This window comes from Actinokineospora sp. UV203 (genome assembly GCF_056323665.1).
The window spans coordinates 3,036,347-3,055,242 of the sequence record NZ_CM150484.1; the positions used below are offsets into that span (position 1 = coordinate 3,036,347).

18 protein-coding genes and 1 rRNA gene are annotated in these 18,896 nt (G+C 68.2%); 9 read left to right on the top strand and 10 right to left on the bottom strand.

The genetic code is table 11. The features are described from left to right. Positions 1 to 3 precede the first annotated feature (3 nt). A complete protein-coding gene (locus tag ACUZ2Y_RS14145; RefSeq protein WP_476331007.1) occupies positions 4 to 879 on the top strand; it encodes a sigma-70 family RNA polymerase sigma factor in 876 nt (291 codons plus the stop codon). Between the two features lie 55 nt (positions 880 to 934). On the opposite strand, the gene ACUZ2Y_RS14150 is transcribed toward ACUZ2Y_RS14145, so the two are convergent. From ACUZ2Y_RS14150 to ACUZ2Y_RS14165, 4 genes are all read right to left on the bottom strand, one after another. Beyond that, positions 935 to 1,150: a hypothetical protein gene (locus ACUZ2Y_RS14150; protein ID WP_476331010.1), complete on the bottom strand. Its 216-nt coding sequence runs from the start codon at positions 1,148 to 1,150 to the stop codon at positions 935 to 937. Then, the gene (locus tag ACUZ2Y_RS14155) at positions 1,147 to 1,536 is read right to left on the bottom strand and encodes a WhiB family transcriptional regulator (protein WP_476331012.1); all 390 of its coding nucleotides are present in this window, start codon (positions 1,534 to 1,536) and stop codon (positions 1,147 to 1,149) included. The genes ACUZ2Y_RS14150 and ACUZ2Y_RS14155 overlap by 4 nt, the downstream gene beginning before the upstream one ends. Before the next feature lie 123 nt (positions 1,537 to 1,659). Then, entirely contained in the window at positions 1,660 to 1,878 is a 219-nt protein-coding gene (locus ACUZ2Y_RS14160; RefSeq protein ID WP_476331015.1) for a hypothetical protein, read from the bottom strand. Between the two features lie 124 nt (positions 1,879 to 2,002). After that, positions 2,003 to 4,090: an ATP-dependent DNA helicase UvrD2 gene (locus ACUZ2Y_RS14165; protein ID WP_476331018.1), complete on the bottom strand. Its 2,088-nt coding sequence runs from the start codon at positions 4,088 to 4,090 to the stop codon at positions 2,003 to 2,005. A 64-nt stretch (positions 4,091 to 4,154) separates the two neighbouring features. Between ACUZ2Y_RS14165 and ACUZ2Y_RS14170 the strand changes: the two genes are divergently transcribed. From ACUZ2Y_RS14170 to ACUZ2Y_RS14180, 3 genes are all read left to right on the top strand, one after another. Beyond that, on the top strand, positions 4,155 to 4,883 hold the full coding sequence (locus ACUZ2Y_RS14170) for a DUF4191 domain-containing protein (protein WP_476331021.1): 729 nt from the start codon (positions 4,155 to 4,157) through the stop codon (positions 4,881 to 4,883). Positions 4,884 to 4,945: 62 nt separating this feature from the next. Continuing rightward, positions 4,946 to 5,533: a Uma2 family endonuclease gene (locus tag ACUZ2Y_RS14175; RefSeq protein WP_476331803.1), complete on the top strand. Its 588-nt coding sequence runs from the start codon at positions 4,946 to 4,948 to the stop codon at positions 5,531 to 5,533. A gap of 40 nt (positions 5,534 to 5,573) precedes the next feature. Next, positions 5,574 to 6,335, top strand: a complete 762-nt coding sequence (locus tag ACUZ2Y_RS14180; RefSeq protein WP_476331023.1) for a GNAT family N-acetyltransferase — start codon at positions 5,574 to 5,576, stop codon at positions 6,333 to 6,335. On the opposite strand, the gene ACUZ2Y_RS14185 is transcribed toward ACUZ2Y_RS14180, so the two are convergent. Next, a complete protein-coding gene (locus tag ACUZ2Y_RS14185) occupies positions 6,332 to 6,814 on the bottom strand; it encodes an RDD family protein (protein ID WP_476331026.1) in 483 nt (160 codons plus the stop codon). The genes ACUZ2Y_RS14180 and ACUZ2Y_RS14185 overlap by 4 nt on opposite strands. Before the next feature lie 235 nt (positions 6,815 to 7,049). On the opposite strand from ACUZ2Y_RS14185, the gene glnA reads away from it, so the two are divergent. From glnA to ACUZ2Y_RS14210, 5 genes are all read left to right on the top strand, one after another. Continuing rightward, complete coding sequence (glnA, locus tag ACUZ2Y_RS14190; protein ID WP_476331029.1) at positions 7,050 to 8,474, top strand: type I glutamate--ammonia ligase; 1,425 nt, start codon at positions 7,050 to 7,052, stop codon at positions 8,472 to 8,474. Between the two features lie 455 nt (positions 8,475 to 8,929). After that, on the top strand, positions 8,930 to 9,526 hold the full coding sequence (locus ACUZ2Y_RS14195; protein WP_476331032.1) for a type IV toxin-antitoxin system AbiEi family antitoxin domain-containing protein: 597 nt from the start codon (positions 8,930 to 8,932) through the stop codon (positions 9,524 to 9,526). A 174-nt stretch (positions 9,527 to 9,700) separates the two neighbouring features. After that, on the top strand, positions 9,701 to 10,339 hold the full coding sequence (locus tag ACUZ2Y_RS14200; RefSeq protein WP_476331035.1) for a nucleotidyl transferase AbiEii/AbiGii toxin family protein: 639 nt from the start codon (positions 9,701 to 9,703) through the stop codon (positions 10,337 to 10,339). 66 nt (positions 10,340 to 10,405) lie between these two features. Next, positions 10,406 to 11,604 (top strand): IS3 family transposase gene (locus ACUZ2Y_RS14205; protein ID WP_476327507.1). Its coding sequence is split into 2 segments (ribosomal slippage): positions 10,406 to 10,688 and positions 10,688 to 11,604, totalling 1,200 coding nucleotides; the frame shifts between segments, so codons are not numbered across the junction. Positions 11,605 to 12,052: 448 nt separating this feature from the next. Then, a complete protein-coding gene (locus ACUZ2Y_RS14210; protein WP_476331038.1) occupies positions 12,053 to 13,132 on the top strand; it encodes a P-loop NTPase family protein in 1,080 nt (359 codons plus the stop codon). A 48-nt stretch (positions 13,133 to 13,180) separates the two neighbouring features. On the opposite strand, the gene ACUZ2Y_RS14215 is transcribed toward ACUZ2Y_RS14210, so the two are convergent. From ACUZ2Y_RS14215 to rrf, 5 genes are all read right to left on the bottom strand, one after another. Then, a complete protein-coding gene (locus tag ACUZ2Y_RS14215) occupies positions 13,181 to 13,597 on the bottom strand; it encodes an acyl-CoA thioesterase (protein ID WP_476331041.1) in 417 nt (138 codons plus the stop codon). Between the two features lie 270 nt (positions 13,598 to 13,867). Further along, positions 13,868 to 16,870, bottom strand: coding sequence for a bifunctional [glutamine synthetase] adenylyltransferase/[glutamine synthetase]-adenylyl-L-tyrosine phosphorylase (locus ACUZ2Y_RS14220; RefSeq protein ID WP_476331044.1), 3,003 nt, complete (start codon positions 16,868 to 16,870; stop codon positions 13,868 to 13,870). Between the two features lie 4 nt (positions 16,871 to 16,874). After that, entirely contained in the window at positions 16,875 to 17,627 is a 753-nt protein-coding gene (locus ACUZ2Y_RS14225; RefSeq protein WP_476331047.1) for a type 1 glutamine amidotransferase, read from the bottom strand. Beyond that, the gene (locus ACUZ2Y_RS14230; protein ID WP_476331050.1) at positions 17,624 to 18,496 is read right to left on the bottom strand and encodes a GNAT family N-acetyltransferase; all 873 of its coding nucleotides are present in this window, start codon (positions 18,494 to 18,496) and stop codon (positions 17,624 to 17,626) included. Before ACUZ2Y_RS14230 ends, ACUZ2Y_RS14225 begins: the two co-directional genes overlap by 4 nt. A 259-nt stretch (positions 18,497 to 18,755) precedes the next feature. Further along, positions 18,756 to 18,872 (bottom strand): 5S ribosomal RNA (rrf, locus tag ACUZ2Y_RS14235). Positions 18,873 to 18,896: the final 24 nt, after the last annotated feature.

An 18,896-nucleotide genomic window follows, 5' to 3' on the forward strand; every position in this document is an offset into this window, starting at 1 on the left:
CCGATGGACGAGCTGACCGAGCGATTCGAGCAAGACCGGACCCACCTGCGGGCGGTGGCCTACCGGATGCTCGGCTCGCTCAGCGAGGCCGAGGACGCCGTCCAGGAGACCTGGCTGCGCGCCGACCGCGCCGACACCAGCGAGGTCGAGAACCTGACCGGGTGGCTGACCACAGTGGTGGCCCGGGTGTGCCTGAACATGCTGCGGTCACGCGAAACGCGGCGTGAAGACCCGTTCGAGGCACTGCTCTCCGACCCGGTCGCCGGTCGGGACGCCGGTGGCGACCCCGAGCGGGAGTCGGAGCTGGCCGACTCGGTCGGGCTGGCGCTGCTCGTCGTGCTGGACACGCTGACGCCCGCCGAGCGGCTCGCGTTCGTTCTGCACGACATGTTCGCCGTGCCGTTCGACGACATCGGCCCGATGATCGAGCGATCCCCGGCCGCGGCGCGGCAACTCGCGAGTCGGGCCCGCCGCCGGGTCAAGGGGAGCACTCCCACCCCCGACGCCGATTTGGCCCTGCGCCGGCGGGTCGTCGACGCCTTCCTGGCCGCCACCCGCGGCGGGGACTTCGACGCGCTGGTCACCCTTCTCCACCCGGACGTGGTGCTTCGCGCGGACCGCGCGGTCGTCCCCACTCCCGAACCGATCCTGGTGCGCGGCGCGGACACCGTGGCCAAGGGCGCGATGGCCGCGACCGGTCGGGCCCAGTTCACCGGCACGGCCCTGATCGACGGCGCGGTCGGACTCGCGATGGCTCCTCACGGCAAGCTCGCCCTGGTGCTCGCCTTCACGATCACCGACGGCAAGATCATCGAGATCGACGTGATCGCCGACCGGGATCGGCTTCGCGAGCTCGAACTCGCGGTCCTCGAAGACTGAAAACGGCGGATGCCCGCCACCGCGGCGCGGTGGCGGGCATCCGTCCAGGTAGGGCCTAGAGCGAGGAAATGACACGGTGGGCGCGCTTGGCCGCCCACTTCGAGACTCGTTCCCAGCGCTTGGCGGTGTGCATCCGGCGGGCCAGGCGGTGCGTGTACGCGACCTGTTCCGCCTGTCGCGTTCGAGATCGAGCGAGATTTTCATAGATCAGCATTTGCGTGGGTCCTTCGGGCTTGAACGTGTACATGGGGTCTTTGAGCTGGGCGTTCATGCGGCAACCTCATCCTGGGTGTGGGCCGCGCGGTCGGCGGCCTCTCGTGCGACGTCTTCCTTGCGCGGGCGGCCACGGGGCCGCTTGCGCGCGATCACGACGCCACGCTCGAAGATCTCCCCACCCCAGACGCCCCACGGCTCGTGCCGCGCGAGCGCCGAGGCCAGGCAGGCCGCGCGCACCGGGCAGTCGCCGCAGAGCAGCTTGGCGCGCTCGAGCTCGGTGGGGGTGTCGCCGAACCACAGGTCGGGGTTGTCGGCGGACCGGCAAGGAAGGTCCAGTCCGGCCGACGGAGCCGCGTCCAGCAGCTCGCTGACGCCGGAACCGGGAGGTCCGAGAAGGTCGGTGAATGCTCCGCCGGTGAGCGGAACAGTGGCGGTACTCATGGCTTGAAATCTCCTGATTTCAGTCTGGTGGCTCCGTGGAGCCGGTGTAGGGCAAAGAAAAAGGCCGCGGATTCCGGTATCGGAGTCCGCGGCCTCGGGAGCCTGGGGTTACTTGACGTTGGGTCAAGTCACCCCACCCGAGGTGGCGGACGGATTGGTCGGAACGTCGACATCGAGAGTGCGGGCGTGCTTGCTGCCGCTGCCGGCAGCGGTAGCGGTGCACACGGCGAGGCGCTCACGCTGGACGTGAATCGCTTCGCGCGCCGACCCCCAGGACGGCGACACAGAACTACCCAGGGACAGGAAGTAGCCTGGGTTCGCGTTCGTCATGAAGATCTTCACGATGGCCACCTCCTCCGTCTGTCCTAGGTCCGAATCTTCGGGCCACTTCGTGGCCCGCTATTGCAGGTTATTCAGGTTGCGAGGGCCCTCGCAACCGATTTTCCAGAACTTCCTGTGACGCCAGTCACATACCGTTCGAACGGGTGACGTTAGCGACCACCGAGAGCACCTCTTGCCCGAATTTGTCCAGCTTGACGGCCCCCACACCGGAAATGGACACGAGCGCGGCCCGATCCGCCGGACACTGTTCGGCGATCGCCAAAAGTGTGGCATCGGTGAAAATGACGTAGACGGGCACGCGGAGCGCCTTGGAGCGCTCCAGCCGCCACTGCCGCAGCCGTTCGAGCAGGCCGTGGTCGAGATCCACCGGACACGTCTCGCAGCGGCCGAGCTTGAACGCCATGGTCCCCGCCAGCTCGTCGCCGCAGACCCGGCAGTGCCTGATCATCGGCATCCCGCGATCACGCTTGCGGGTCGCGGAAGCGGCGACCCGGGCGGTCGGATGGTTCTCCGGGATCAGGCCGTAGAGGAAGCGGCTGCGCCTGCGGTAGCGCTTGCCGCCCTCGGCGCGCGCGAGCGCCCAAGTGAGCGACAGGTGCTCACGGGCTCGGGTGACACCGACATAGAGCAGCCTGCGCTCCTCCTCGATCTGCGCCTCGTTGCCGTCGGCGTGCTGGATCGGCAGCGTGCCGTCGACCAGGCCGACCAGGAACACCGCGTCCCACTCCAGGCCCTTGGCCGAGTGCAGCGACGCCAGCGTCACGCCCTCCACGGTCGGCGGGTGCTGGGCCTGGGCGCGCAGTTCGAGTTCGTGGACGTAGCGCGCGAGGTCGGCGTCGGCGACCGTCGCGGCGAGTTCCTCGGCGAGTTCGACCAGGGCCAGCAGCGACTCCCAGCGCTCGCGCGCCGCGCCGCCGCTAGGCGGGTCAGCGGTGAGACCGAGCGGTTCGAGCAGGCTCCGCACGAGTTTCGGCAGCTCGCCGGTCGGCGACTGGACCGCCGCCGTGCGCAGCGCGGCCGTCGCCTGCCGGATCTCCTGGCGGTTGAAGAACCGCTCACCGCCGCGCACCAGGTACGGGACGCCCAGTTCGGTCAGCGCCTGCTCGTAGACCTCCGACTGCGCGTTGACCCGGAAGAGCACCGCGATCTCGCTGAGCGCGACGCCCTGCTCGATGAGGTCCTTGATCCGCCCGGCGACGGCGGTCGCCTCCGCGGGCTCGTCGTCGTACTCGACGAACACCGGGTCCGGCCCGGGCTTGCGCTGGCCGATCAGCCGCAGCCGCGACCCGGCGGGCCGGTCGCGCGCGGCGGAGATGACGCGGTTCGCCAAGGACACCACTTCCGGCGTTGAGCGATAGTCACGCTCTAGGCGCACGACAGTCGCCTCGGGGAAGCGGCGGGTGAAGTCGAGCAGCGGCCGGGCCGAGGCGCCTGCGAAGGAGTAGATCGTCTGGTTCGCGTCACCGACGACGGTCAGGTCGTCGCGGCGGCCCAGCCACGCGTCGAGGACACGCTGCTGCAGCGGGGTGACGTCCTGGTACTCGTCGACCACGAAGCAGCGGTAGCGGTCGCGGAACTCCTCGGCCACCGCCGAGTGCTCCTCCAGGGCTGCGGCGGTGTGCAGCAGCAGGTCGTCGAAGTCGAGCTGGTGGGCGCGGTTCTTCAGCGCCTCGTAGCCGGTGTAGACCTCGGCGATCTTCTCCGCGGGCGCCGGTGTCTCGCGATGGAAGCGGGCGACGGCGGCCGGGTAGTCCACGGGCGCGATCAGCGACGCCTTGGCCCACTCGATCTCGCTCGCCAGGTCGCGCAGGGTCTCGCGCTCCGTGCCCAGGCCGAGCTTGTTCGCGACCTGACTGACCAGCCGCAGCTTGCCGTCGATCAGCTCCCACTGCTCGCCGCCGACGACGCGGGGCCAGAAGTAGCGCAGCTGGCGCAGGGCGGCGGCGTGGAAGGTCCGGGCCTGCGCGGCATGGATGTCGAGCGCGCGCAGCCGGGTGCGCATCTCTCCTGCCGCCCGCGCGGTGAACGTGACCGCCAGGACCTGCCCGGCGCTCACGTGCCCGGCGTGGATGAGGTTGGCGATGCGGCTGACGATGGTCCGGGTCTTGCCGGTCCCGGCGCCTGCGAGGACGCACACGGGCCCGCGCGGGGCGGTCACCGCGGCGAGCTGGTCCGGGTCGAGCCCGGCGAGCGGATCAGGTGCGCCGGCCATGTCTCCCATCCTGACAGAGAGCGCACCCGACGGACGCGGGACCACGCACCGTATCCTGGTGGTTATGGCTGACAAGCAGGACAAGGCGGCCGCCAAGGAAGCCAAGAAGGCGCGCAAGGCTGCGTCGAAGGCGAAGCGCGGACAGCTCTTCCAGGCGTTCAACATGCAGCGCAAGGAGGACAAGGCCCTCATCCCCTGGATGCTGGGCGCCCTCCTGGTGGTGACCGGCGTCGTTTTCGGCATCGGGCTGCTGCTCGGGATCGAGTGGTTCCTGCTGCCGGTGGGCATCGCCCTCGGTCTGCTGGCCGCGGTGATCATCTTCGGTCGGCGGGTCCAGAAGAACGTCTACTCGAAGGCGGACGGCCAGCCCGGCGCCGCGGCGTGGGCGCTGGAGAACCTGCGCGGCCGCTGGCGGGTCACCCCGACCGTCGCGGGCACCACGCAGCTCGACGCGGTGCACCGGGTGATCGGCAGGCCCGGCGTCATCCTCGTCGCCGAGGGCGCGCCGCACCGGGTGAAGAACCTGCTCGGCCAGGAGAAGAAGCGCATCGCCCGCATCGTCGGCGACACCCCGATCTACGACGTGATCGTCGGCAACGAAGAGGGCCAGGTCCAGCTGCGCAACCTGCAGCGACACCTAATGAAGCTGCCGAACAACCTGCGCCCGGCCGACATCGACACCGTCGAGAAGCGCCTCGCCGCCATCGCCAGTCGCGGCGCGGCCATGCCGAAGGGCCCGATGCCCCCCGGCGCCAAGATGCGCAGCGTGCAGCGAACCCTCCGCCGTCGTTAGGCCATTTGTCGTACCCCTCTGCCACAGTTGACAGCAGACGTGAGGAGGAGCCAGTGACCGCGATGCCAAAGCATCAAGCCGAGTCGAGCGCGCCCACGCACCTGTTGACCATCGAGGAGTACTTGACGCTCGGCGAGACCGAGGTCGGGTACACCGAACTGCTAGAGGGCCGCGTATTGATGTCTCCCAGCCCGACCCGCCGACACATGAAGGCGTCGGGGAAGCTCTATGTCCAGTTGCTGCACCAACTGCCCGACAAGTTCGAGGTTGTGCAAGACCTCGATATCGACCTTGAGTTCCGCCCACCAGGCGAGCCGGGTTACAGCAGGCGACCCGATTTGATCATCTACCGGAGCGAGGCCGAGGCTCGACAGGACGCCGAAGGCGGGCTGATTCGGGCCTCGGAGATCCTCGTGGTGATCGAGATTGTCTCGCCCGGTTCGCAACGCACCGACCTCATCACCAAGCACCGCGAGTACGCCGATGCGGGCATCCCGCATTACTGGATCGTCGATACCAGCGAGCCGACGTCGTTGATGCCATGCCATCTGACTGAGGCGTTCGGATACCAGAACGGGGACGAGGTAACCGGCACCTTCACCACGGCAGTCCCCTTCCCGGCCACCCTCGACCTCGACGCCCTCGGGTAATTCGGGCGCGCTCACAGGTCCGCGCGGCTACCTTCGGCGCGTGCTTGATACCGATCCACTCGCCGTCCGAATCGCCACCGCCCAGCGCGACGGGCTGGCGCGTTCGAAGACCGTGATTCCGGCCGGGCCGTTCACCGGCATGCTCACCGACGGCGGACACCCGATGACGTCCTACGCCGTCGCCACCGAGCCGGGCGAGCGGGTGACCGACCTCGCCGACAGCGTCGACATCCTCCGGGCCGCCTTTCCGTCGGGTTTGCTCCGGTTCGAGCTGATCGAGCAGGCCAGCCCCGGCGCGGCCGACCTCCTGATCGCCGCGGGCCTGAATGTGACGGCCAGGATCCCCCTGATGACCGTCGACCCGGCCGATGTGACCGTTCCCAAGGTCCCCCACGGGGTCACCATCCAGCGGGTGGTAACAGCAGGCGACGCGACAGCCGCCAACGCCGTCGCACACGTCGCGTTCGGCGCGCCCGGTGAGCCAGGAGCAAGCAGCGAGCCCGGTCCGGTCGAGGAAGGCGGTTCAATCCTCGCCCGCCTGGACGGCAAGCCGGTCGCGGTGGCGTCGTGGACCGGCGTCGCCGATGGGGTCACGGAAATCGGCGGAATAGCCACCGCCGCCGAGCACCGCCGCAAGGGTCTGGCGACGCTGGTAACCGCGTACGCCGTACGGACCGTGGCCGACCGCGCCGGGGTCACGCTGGCCTGGCTGACCCCCGGCGACGACGGCGCCGAGCAGGTGTACCGCCAGGTCGGGTTCACCCACGTCGCGGACGCCGTGCACCTTGGCGAATGCTCTTAGCGGGTACGCAACACCAGAGTGCCGAGCAGCCGGTCGTGCAACCCCCGACCATCCTTGTCATTGATGGCTGCGGGCAGGATCACACCCACCAGAGCCGTGCGCGCGATCCCCCGAAGCGGACCGACGAGCGCGCTCCCATCCATCCGCACCACCCGCATCCCCAGGATGGCCTTGCCCGGGGTGAATCCGGCCAGCGACACCCCCACCGCGGAGATCACGAACCAGACCCCCATGGCCCACAGGTTGAAGGTCCACATCGTGGTCGGGTCGTCGAAGTCCCTGCGTACGAAAAGGGACGTCACCAGCGAGGCCAAGACCAGATCGATCATCAACGCGCCCAGCCGGATCGCCGGCGAGGCGACCGAGCCGGAGCCGCGCTCGGGCAGGCCGAGCCGGTCGCCCCGCCACCGGATCTCACCGTCGGTGGGGGCGATGGCCGCGCTTGGGCCGGACAACCACGAACCAGTCCATCTGCTCACCCCACCAGCGTAGGACGAAGTGCCATCCGTGCCCGCTCCTGGCATCCTCTTGAGCAAAACCGGCCGTCGTTAACATCGGCGAAACATCTCGGTGATGGTCGGGCAACACCACCCTCTTAGCGTCATCACGCAGAGCGGGCACGGCACTGCGGCCGTGATCGCAGGCAGGGACGGTTGCCCGCTCGCGCGATGTGCCGGGATTGGACCGGCGGAGAATACGAAGGAGTCAACGAGCGTGTTCAACTCTCCCGACGAGGTCCTGCGCTTCATCGCAGAAGAAGAAGTGAAGTTCGTCGATGTGCGGTTCTGCGACCTGCCCGGCGTGATGCAGCACTTCACCGTCCCCGCGTCCGCGTTCGACGAGGACGCCTTCACCGAGGGCCTCGCGTTCGACGGCTCTTCGGTGCGTGGTTTCCAGTCGATCCACGAGTCGGACATGCTGCTGCTGCCCGACCCGTACACGGCGCGCCTGGACCCGTTCCGCACGGAGAAGACGCTGATCCTCAACTTCTTCGTGCACGACCCGTTCACCAAGGAGGCGTACTCCCGCGACCCGCGCAACATCGCGCGCAAGGCGGAGCAGTACATCACCGAGTCCGGCATCGCCGACACCGCGTTCTTCGGCGCCGAGGCGGAGTTCTACATCTTCGACTCGATCCGCTTCGACTACACGGAGAACGGCTCGTTCCACGAGATCGACTCGGTCGAGGGCTGGTGGAACAGCGGCGCGGAAGAGGGCGGCAAGAACAAGGGCTACAAGACCCGCTTCAAGGGCGGCTACTTCCCCGTGCCGCCGGTCGACCACTTCGCCGACCTGCGCGACAAGATGGTCCTGAACATGCAGGACGGTGGCTTCACCGTCGAGCGCGCGCACCACGAGGTGGGCACCGCCGGCCAGTCTGAGATCAACTACCGGTTCAACACGCTGCTGCACGCCGCGGACGACCTGCAGTTGTTCAAGTACCTGATCAAGAACACGGCGTGGGAGGCCGACAAGTCGGCCACCTTCATGCCGAAGCCCCTCTTCGGCGACAACGGCTCGGGTATGCACACCCACCAGTCGCTGTGGAAGGACGGCGAGCCGCTGTTCTACGACGAGTCCGGCTACGCGGGCCTGTCCGACACCGCCCGCCACTACATCGGCGGCATCCTGGCCCACGCCCCGTCGCTGCTGGCGTTCACCAACCCCACGGTGAACTCCTACCACCGCCTGGTGCCCGGCTACGAGGCCCCGGTCAGCCTGGTCTACTCCCAGCGCAACCGCTCGGCCTGCGTGCGTATCCCGATCACGGGCAACAACGCCAAGGCCAAGCGCGTCGAGTTCCGCTGCCCGGACTCGTCCGGCAACCCGTACCTGGCCTTCGCGGCCATGGTCATGGCGGGCCTCGACGGCGTGAAGAACAAGATCGAGCCCCCGGCCCCGATCGACAAGGACCTCTACGAGCTTCCCCCGGAGGAGGCCAAGGAGGTCCAGCAGGTTCCGGCGTCGCTGGGCGAGGTGCTCGACGCGCTCGAGGCCGACCACGACTACCTGCTCGAGGGTGGCGTGTTCACCCCGGACGTGATCGAGACCTGGATCGCCTTCAAGCGCGAGCACGAGATCGACCCGCTGCGCCTGCGTCCGCACCCGTACGAGTTCGGCATGTACTACGACGTGTGATCCAGGGAGCTTCACGGTGGTCTGACCAGCGGAAACGTTGGCCAGACCACCCTCCCAGGCCGTCAACAGGCCGTCCGAGCGAAAGTCATGGCCCGCCCGCACCCTGCTGGCGGGCCATGACTTTGCCGGCACACACTTCCAAACCGCCCAAACCCATGACCAGCAGTGTTGTAGCAGGTCAGCCACTATTTTGTGGTCAGTTCACAAGGTGACTGTCGCTTATTGGCGGATGTCAACCAGGCCGTTCACAAGTCAGACAACTGGGCGAACCTCTGGCGGCCACGTGAGCACCCCGTGGCCACAGTCAATCGCGTCGCAGCACACACACCGCTTGCGGGGTCAAGCTGACAGACCACCGGTAGGTCGCAACCTCGGCAGCCGCCAATACTCAGCCATAACTTGATTTCCATTGTCCGAGCGAGGCTAGAACTAAAGTTCTACTGTAGGATCGGCTCGTGGCTATTGATCGACGCGACCTCCGTCGACGGCTTTTCGAGTTCGCCGCCCAGCAGGGCGGCCACTTCACGGCCGCGCAGGCGAAGTCACTTGGCTACTCTCACCAGGCGCAGGCCCATCACGTTGGAGCCGGTAACTGGTTGCGCGTTGATCGCGGCCTGTTCCGCCTCGTTGAGTGGGTTCCGGGCGCACATGATGAGCTCGCTCGCTGGACCCTGTGGTCACGAGGACGAGCGATCGTGTCACACGAGTCGGCCATGGCCGTGCATGGCATCGGCGAGTTCGAATCACGGTATGTCCATCTGACGGTTCCACCCGGGTTCACCATGCGCGACGAAGCCGTGGCGCTCCACTTCGCCGAGCTTCCCACCAATGACATCTCCGAACGCTCCGGATACCGGGTGACCACTCCACTGCGAACGCTCATCGATATCGCCGCCAACGCTGCCGATGAGGACCAACTCGCCCGCGCCATCGACGAGGCGCGTCGCGCCGGTCTCGTCACCACTCGCCGCCTCCGCGCCCGCGCCGAAACCCTTGATCCCCGCGCCGCGCTCTACATCGAACGCGCGATCCAACAAGCGGAGACACCGTGACCTACCAATCGGCGCAGGCACTACGCACCGCGTTGGAGCAACGCCTACTCGCACAATCCGCCGAGACCGGAGTCAGCCTGGACCGGCTACGCCGACGGGTGATGTTCGAACGCGTCATCGCCCGCATCCAAGCGGCCGAGCCGGGGCAATGGGTACTCAAAGGCGGCATGGCACTTGAGGTTTCGTCTACGCGACGATGCCCGCCTGACCAAGGATGTCGATCTCGGCCTGCGCGATGACGTCAACAGCGCGCCAGACCTCCACGAGCGACTTATCGACATCCTCGCCATCGACCTCGACCATGACTACTTCATCTTCACCGCCAGCCCGCCGGAACGGCTACGCGATGACAGCGGCGGATTCCCCACCTGGCGGGCCAAAGTCAGCGCGCAACTGGCTGACAAGCCTTTCGGGCGCATCCAACTCGACGTGTCTCCCAGGACTCATGAACGTCATGCCACCGACATGCTCGCCATACCCAGCTCTTTGGCCTTCGCCGGTATCCCAGCAGTTGAGGTCGAAGCGATCGACATCCACCGACACGCGGCAGAGAAGCTCCATGGCATGCTCCGTGACTTCGGGGAACGTGAGAACTCGCGGGTCCGCGACCTAGTCGACCTCAACATCCTGCTCGAACATGGCCTGCTCGTACCGGAGCAAACGGCAATCGCCGTCCGATCCGTATGGCTGGAACGCAACAACACCGAACCGCCGGACGACCTCCGCAGCTGCCAGAGTCGTGGCCAGACCGCTACCGGCGACTTGCTGCCGGCCACGGCACAGGAATCCCGCCGTACCTCGAAGGGGCCTTGACCCCGGATGTTGGACACCAGACACACTTGGATCCTGACGGTCCGGGTGGACAGGAGTCCCGCACAGATGGTGATGAAGCACTATCCGCCGGAGTTCAAGGCCGAGGCGGTCGCGTTGTACCGGTCTCGGCCGGGCGCGACGATCAAGTCCGTGGCCGAGGACCTCGGGATCAACCACGAGACGCTGCGCAGCTGGATTCGGCTCGATGACGGGCAGCGCACCGGAGCACCGGCGACGGCGACGGTGTCGCCGTCGGGTTCGGCGGACAACGAGAACACCTTGCTGCGCAAGCGGATCCGCGAACTGGAGGAGGAACGCGACATCCTGCGCAAGGCGGCCAAGTATTTCGCCGGGGAGACGCGCTGGTGAACCGCTTCCAGTTCGTCGCCGACCATCAGCGCCTTTACGGCGTGAAGCGGTTATGTCAGGTCATCGGGATCGCCCGGTCCAGCTATTACCACTGGAAAGCCACCGCGCCCGACCGCGCGGCCCGCGCCACCGCCGACGATCGGTTGGCCGCGCGCATCCGCACGATTCACCGTGACTCGGCGGGCACCTACGGTGTCCCCCGGGTCACCGCCGAGTTGCGCGAGGCAGGGCACCAGGTCAACCACAAGCGGGTCGCCCGGGTCATGCGCGGTATCGGCCTGGCCGGTCTGCGGCTGCGCCGCCGACATCGCACCACCATCGGCGACCCCGCCGTGGCCAAGGCGCCGGACCTGCTCGGACGGGACTTCACCGCCGAAACGCCGAACACCAGGTACGTCGGCGACATCACCTACCTACCGATCGCCGACGGCACGTTCTGCTACCTGGCGACCGTGATGGACCTGTGCTCGCGCAGGCTGGCCGGGTGGGCCATCGCCGATCACATGCGCACCGAGCTGGTCATCGACGCACTACGGGCGGCCCAGCGCACCCGGGGCAGCCTGGCCGGGGCGATCTTCCACGCCGACCACGGAGCCCAATACACCTCTCGGGCCTTCGCCGAGGCCTGCCATCAGGCCGGGGTGATCCAGTCCATGGGCGCGGTCGGCAGCTCGGCGGACAACGCCGCCGCGGAAAGCCTCAACGCCTCGTTCAAACGCGAAACCCTGCAAGGCGCACAGAACTGGGCCAGCGAACGCGATGCGCGGCTGGCCGCCTTCGGCTGGCTGCACCGCTACAACACCCGACGACGCCACTCCCACCTCGGACAGATGTCCCCGATCGACTACGAGAACAGCCGCCACCCGACACCGGCTACGCTGAATCAAGCCGCATAACCCCGTGTCCAACATCCGGGGTCAAGCCCCAAGCCGTCGCCCACGTAACCCAGCTATGGCTCAACATGTTCCCCCGCGAGTAGTCACAACAACGTCTTCTTGATCCAACAACCACAAATCACCTGGTCAAACAGGGTGGCGCGCACAAAGACCCAGTCAGCGACACGCCGGAGCAGTTCTACGACGTGTGATCGGCTGATCCCGTCCTGACTCGGGGCGGCGGTTGTGGGGAAACCCGACCGCCGCCCCGTTTCACGTCTTGAGGGCACCACCCGAAAGGGTGGAAGATTGATGGCGACCTGGGATGCAGTCCCGGTTACGGGAGTGTTTCCCGAATCGAGATCTCGTGTGGGATTCCCTTGCGCGGCAAGCAGGCCTTACGCTGCCGCGCTATAACGTCCGATCGGCTCTCGATCGGGCGCCTCCACGCTATCGACGAGGAACCGCCATGTTCGCATCCCTTGATCCCGCACGCGTCGATCGCCTCAAGGCGGCCTACTCGGTGCGAAATCTCGATCGCGACGCGCCGCTGACCCTCGTCCATCAAGGCGATGATCAGCCAAAACACGGTGATCTCGTGCTCGCCGAGGTCACCAAGCTCGGCTACCACACGCTGCTGGAGCTGACCGACGGCCGCAAGGCCAAGCTCTACGTCGGCGATGAAATCCTCGTCGCCTACGGCGCGCGGTACGCCCCCGACCACTTCGAAGCCGAACTGCCCGACGACCTGGGCGCCTGCGACCTGGTCGCGGCGGGCGGCGTGCTCGGCAAGGTCCGCAGCCGCAACGCCGCGGTCAGCGCGCCGACGACCGTGCGCCCGCTGGGCCTGGTCGGCGACCAGTCGGGACGCGTGCTCAACGTGTCCGACCTGAGCCTCGGCGCGCCGCCGCTGCTGGCCCTGCGCAAGCCGCCGACGTTCATCGTCGTGGGCACCTCGATGAACTCGGGCAAGACGACGACCGTCGCGTCCCTGGTCCACGGCCTGTCCCGCTCGGGTCTGCGGGTCGGCGCGGCGAAGGTCACCGGCACCGCGGCGGGCGGCGACCCGTGGCTGTTCCGCGACTCCGGCGCGATCGTGGCCCTCGACTTCACCGACGCGGGGATGTCCACGACGTTCCGCATCCCACTGGACCGGCTGGTGGCCAGTTCGCTGCTGCTCCACGGCCACCTGATGGCCCGCGGCGTCGACGCGATCGTCCTGGAGATCGCCGACGGTCTGCTGCAGCCGGAGACCGCGCAGCTGCTCGACCGGCCGGAGATCCGCCGGATCACCGATGGCGTGCTGTTCGCCGCGGCCGACTCTTCCGGTGCCCTGTATGGGGTGCAGCGCCTGCGGGCGGCGAACCACCCGGTGCTGGCGGTGAGCGGTCTGCTGACCGCGTCACCCCTCGCGGTGCGCGAGGCGCAGGCCGGCCTCGACGTTCCGGTGTACGGACCCGACGACCTGCAGTCCCCCGCTCTCGCCGCCGAGTTGCTGCGGCGCGCGGACGTCGTCGTGGAAGTCGAGGTCGGCGAAGTGATGGCATGACGGACGGGCGGCGCCTCCCGGCGCCGCACTCCTCACCGGACGGCGCGGCTAGTCGGACAGCGCGGTCGGGTCGAAGCCGAATTCCGTGAGCGTCGCCAACGGGTCTGGGACCAGCTTGCGTTCCTTGAGGTCCATCATGCCGAGCACACAGGTGATCTCCGCGGCGACGGTGCCGTCGAGCTTGAGGATCACCGAGTCGGTGTTGAACGTCTTGCCCGCGCCGAACTTGACCACACAGGTCACGTCGACCTGCTCACCCCCGCGGACCTCACGCCGGAAGTTGATCGTCGAGGACAGCAGCACCGGCGCCACGGAGCGCGTCACGAAGTCACCCCACTGACAGCCCGCGGCGGCGAACCCCTCGACCCGGGCGACCTCGCCGTACTGGTGGTACACGGCGTGGTTGAGGTGGCCGAGGGTGTCGAGCTCGTAGGAACGCACCGGGATGCGGATTTTCCAGCTCATGCCTCGACTTTAAGGTCCGCCCCCGACAGTCCACCCATGGTCGTGACCAGCGCCTCAGCCTTATCCACATGAACACGGGTTGTCCACAACCGACCCCGCACACCCAGTTTCCGACACCCCTCCCCGATAGACTGGCCAAGGGACGTCCCCCCGAGGTGGGCGGGGGTTTGGCCGCCCGCGCCGGACGATCGCTTTCACGTTGAGGTGGTGTTCACACCCGGCGGTCCTCATGTGTGTGACCGCCGGGTGAGTTCGTCCGTGCCTGCGGGATCAGTCGTCGTAGAAGACGTGTTCTATCACCGCGCGGGCGCGGCGGGTGGTGCGGCGGTAGGAGTCGAGGAAGGCTCCGGCGTCGGCGTCCGAGGGGTGGCCCAGGGCGGCGGCGACGGCGGCCAGTTCGCGGCCCATGGTGGGGACCTGGTCGGTCTGTTTGCCGCGGACCAACGTGGCCGCGTTGCGGACCTGGGTCGCCAGGAGCCAGGCTTCGCGCAGCGCGGCCGTGTCAGCCGAGGTGATCAAGCCTGCCGCCTCGGCGGCGGTGAGGCCGTCCATTGTGGACGGTGTGCGCAACGCCGGGTGGGCGTGCGCGTGGCGCAGCTGGATCAGCTGCAGGGTCCACTCGACGTCCGCGAGGCCGCCGCGGCCCAGTTTGGTGTGGGTCGTGGGGTCGGCACCGCGGGGTAGGCGTTCAGTGTCCACTCTGGCCTTGATGCGCCGGATTTCCCTTACCTGGGCGGCATCCAGGCCGCCCTGCGGGTAGCGCACCGGGTCGATCATCTCGATGAACCGTGCCCCGAGGTCCTCGTCCCCCGCGACCGGGCGGGCGCGGAGCAGGGCTTGGGCCTCCCAGACCTCGCTCCACTGCTTGTAGTACGTCCGGTACGACTCCAGCGTCCGCACGATCGGGCCCTGCCTGCCCTCCGGCCGCAGGTCGACGTCGACCTGCAGCGGCGGGTCCTGGCTCGGCGAACCCAACAGCTTGCGGACGCTCTGGGCGACCCGGCTCGCGTAGCGCAGGGCGTCCGAATCGGACACTCCGGGGGCGGGCTCACAGACGAACATGACGTCCGCGTCCGAACCGTAGCCCAGTTCCGCGCCACCGAGCCTGCCCATGCCGATGACGGCGATGGTCGCCGGGTGACTGCCCGCGGCCGCCGCCTCCGACCGGTCGACCGCGGCCAGGGTGGCCTGCAGGACCGCGCTCCACACACTCGACAGCGCCTCGCAGACCGACATGACGTCCATGAACCCCAACAGGTCCGCGCACGCCACGCGCAGGACCTCGTGCCTGCGCAGGGATCGCGCGGCGGTGACCGCGTTCCCCAGGTAGCTGTGCCGATTCACCGCGTTGCGCAGCGACGTGGCGACCTCGGCCGGGTCGCGGTCGGTCAACGCTTTCGGGTCGCTGAGCAGCCGCAGCACCTCGGGGGCGCGCACGATCAGGTCGGGCACGAGCTTGGACGTGCCCAGCAGCCTGGCCAGCCGCTGCACCACCGCGCCTTCGTCGCGCAGCACGCGCAAGTACCACGGGGTGGCCGCCAGCGCCTCGGAAACCTTGCGGTAGGCCAGCAATCCACCGTCCGGGTCGGCCGTCGCGCCGAGCAGGTCGAGCAGGACCGGCAGCAGCGCGGTCTGGATGGCCGCACGGCGGGACACCCCGGCGGTGAGGGCCTTGATGTGCTGCAGCGCACCGTCCGGCGAGGTGTAGCCGAGAGCGGCGAGCCGCGCCGCCGCCTGCTTCTCGTTGAGCCGCAACGCGTCCGTCGGCACCCGGGACACCGCCGCGAGCAGCGGGCGGTAGAACAGCTTCTCGTGCAGCCTGCGAATCTTGTTGCCGTGCGCCCGGAACTCGGCGACGAGGACCTGGGCGGCCGAGCGGCCCCGATCCGGGCCGACGCCCGCCGCGCGGGCCAGCCAGCGCAGGTCGGCGGTGTCGGCTTCAGCCGGGAACAGGTGGGTGCGGCGCAGCCGCTGCAGCTGCAGCCGGTGTTCCAGGGTGCGGAGGAACCGGTATGAGTCGGCCAGTTCCACCGCGTCCGACCGGCCGACGTAGCCACCCGCGCCGAGCGCGGCCAAAGCGTCCACAGTGGATCCGAGACGCAGTGACTCATCGGTGCGGCCGTGCACGAGTTGCAGCAGCTGCACCGCGAACTCGACGTCACGCAGCCCACCCCGGCCCAGCTTGAGTTCCCGCTCCAGCAACTGCGAGGGCACGTGGTCCTCGACCCGGCGGCGCATGGCTTGGACGTCGGCGACGAAGTTGTCCCGGTCGGCGGCGATCCACACCATCGGGCTGACCGCGTCGACATATGCGCGCCCGAGATCGGCGTCGCCCGCGATCGGCCGTGCCTTGAGCAGCGCCTGGAACTCCCAGGTCCGGGCCCAGCGCTTGTAGTAGGCCTCATGGCCGTCGATGGTGCGGACCAGCGCGCCCGCCTTGCCTTCCGGGCGCAGCGCGGCGTCGACCTCGAAGCACGCCTCGGTCGCCACGCGCATCATCGCGCTGGCCACCCGGGTCGTCAGGGTGGTGTCGCCTTCGCCGGCGAAGACCACGTCGACGTCGCTGACGTAGTTCAGCTCGTGGCCGCCGCACTTGCCCATGGCGATCACCGCGAGCTGAGCGCGTTCCTGCGCCTCGACACCACCGTTCTCCGCCCACGCGACGGCCAGCGCAGCCCGCAACGCGGCTTCGGCCAGGTCGCTGAGCTTGCCCGCGACCTGCTCGTAGGACGGTTCCTCAAGGGCGGGTTCGACCAGGTGCCCCAGGTCGTCCGCGGCGAGTTCCAGGATGAGCCCGCGGTAGGCGAACTTGAGCGCCCGCACGGCTTCCGCGCCGCGCAACGCCGCCACCGGCCCCTGCGCCCCACCGGTCATGGGCGCGTTGACAGCGGCGAGCAGCGTGTCGGTATAGCCGGCGGCATCCGTCCCGGACTCCCGCAGCCTGCGCCATTCCCCGGTCCGCACCGCGACGAAGTCCGACAGCGCGGTGGACGAACCCAGCACGGACAGCAGCCTGCCGCGCAGCCTGCGGTCGACGGTCAGTGCCGCGCGCAACTCCGGCCAGGATTCAGGATCAAGGGTGCGCACGCGGTCGAGGCCGCGCAGTGCGAGGTCCGGGTCGGGGGTACGCGACAGGGCCGTCAAGGTCACTTCGTGCTCGCTGACCGGGCCCGTGTCACCCCAGAGTCCGGCGGCGCGCAGTTCGTCCTCCGCTCGGCTCTCGGTCAGACCGAAGCGGGCGGCGGACGAGATGGAGCGGGCGCGGTCGGCCATGTCGTCAGATCATGGGGAGCTGCGGGCGGGCGGGCTCGACCGGTGTCAGCTCGCCGCGGGCGAGCTTCACGAACCGCTCGGTGAACGGCCGCCAGACCTCCTCGACGTCGTCGTGCAGTTCAACCAGGCGCTCCGGCTCCAGGTCGCCCGGGCGGGCCTGCTCGGCGCCTTCCGGGTCGGCATTGGCCCACGCCTGGACGATCTCAGGCGTGGTCTCGATGTGGAACTGGATGCCGTAGGCCTGGCCGATGCGGAACGCCTGGTGCGGGTACCGCGTCGACGAGGCGAGCAGCACCGCGGAGTTCGGGAGCCGGGAGACAGTGTCGTGGTGGAACTGCACGACGTCCGGCATCAGGGGAAGGTCGGCGAACAGCGGGTCCGTCCACGCGAGGTCGCGCTTGGCGATGAGGCCGGGGCCGATCTCCGGACCGTTGTCACCGGTCTCGACCTGGCCGCCCATGGCCACGGCGAGCAGCTGCGCGCCAAGGCAGATCGCGAGGAGCGGGGTCTGCTTGGTCACGCAGGTCGCGAGCAGGGACCGCACGTCGGCGAGCCACGGGTGGTCGATGACGTCGTAGGCGCCCATCTGCCCGCCGAGGCAGACCACAGCTTGGTAGTCGTCGAGGTCCCCGTCGAATTTCTCGCGGTACGGGTGCGCGATTCGGACATCGGCACCGGCGTCGGTCAGCCATTCGGCGAGCTGTCCGGGCGGGTCGTTGTCGGCGAGCTGCAGGACGAGGATGGTTACGGGCGTCACGCTTCGAGAGTATGCCGGTCCGCTAACACGTACTCCACGGCATCGAAGACCGGCCGGAACCCGATGCGCTGATAGATGGAATTCGACGTCGGGTTGTCCAGGTCCGTGAACAGCAGGACATGCTCCGCGCCCTGGTCGACCGCCCACTTCGCGACATGCGCGGTGACCGCCGCCCCGTACCCGCGCCCTCGCTTGTCCGCGGGCGTGTAGACGGGACCGATCCGGCTCATTCCAGCTCGCGGAGGAGAAGCCGCGGCGAAGGATCCCGGCTCGTCGTTGTCGGTCCAAAGCCCGATCGCCCGACCGAATTCGAGGGCCTTGCGCACGTCATGTTCACCCGATTCGGGGTTACCACCGTGGGTGGCTTCCGCGAAGAAGTCCTCCCACCAGCCCCCGACCGTCGACACGTCCGCTTCGCCCGTCAGCCGAAACTCACCGGCGACGTTGGCGGGCATTTCCAGTTCGCCCAAGTGATACAGGCGCATCGGGATTGTCTGCTCGATGGTTTGGCCCGAGGCCGCGATCCACGTTTCGGTGAACGGGTCCGCGACATCGCGGGGTCCGCCGGAGCCGGTGACCTCGATGCCTTCGGCCAACAGGTAATCCACGACCTCGGCATGCGTCTCGACCGGCAGCGCGGATACCGAGAGCGGCCAGGGCGCTGTACAGAACATCGCGCCGAGCAGGCTTCCGTCGGTGCCGTGCACGGTGAGCATCAGGGAGTCGCGGTAGCTGTCGGGCACTTCGATGAGCTGGCTGATCACGGTGATCGCCACGGTGTGCCGCACCGGATCCTGAAGAAACAGTGCCTTGGCCGTGTTCCAGAACTGCTCGGCATCCTCGTGGCGCTGAATCGTCATGCTGCCCATCGTGCCCCGCGAAGAAAAATGCGGCGACCGAATATCGGTAGCGGATCGGTAGGGCTGGAATGGTCACCGATCGCACCGTGGGCGACCCAGCGATTGGTTACATACTCCGAAGCGCGCAGCGCGAGCCCGAAATACTGGGTATGGCCGGGATGGCCACCGATCGCACCGTGGGGGTCTGGGGGGTCGCCCCCCAGAAACGAACGCAAAAGTGCCCCTGTATTCGCGTGTTCTGCGAATACAGGGGCACCCTGCAACTTTTGTCCGGCGGCGTCCTACTCTCCCACACCCTCACGAGTGCAGTACCATCGGCGCTGGCAGGCTTAGCTTCCGGGTTCGGGATGGGACCGGGCGTTTCCCTGCCGCTATGACCGCCGTAACTCTATGAAACTGTCAACCTCAA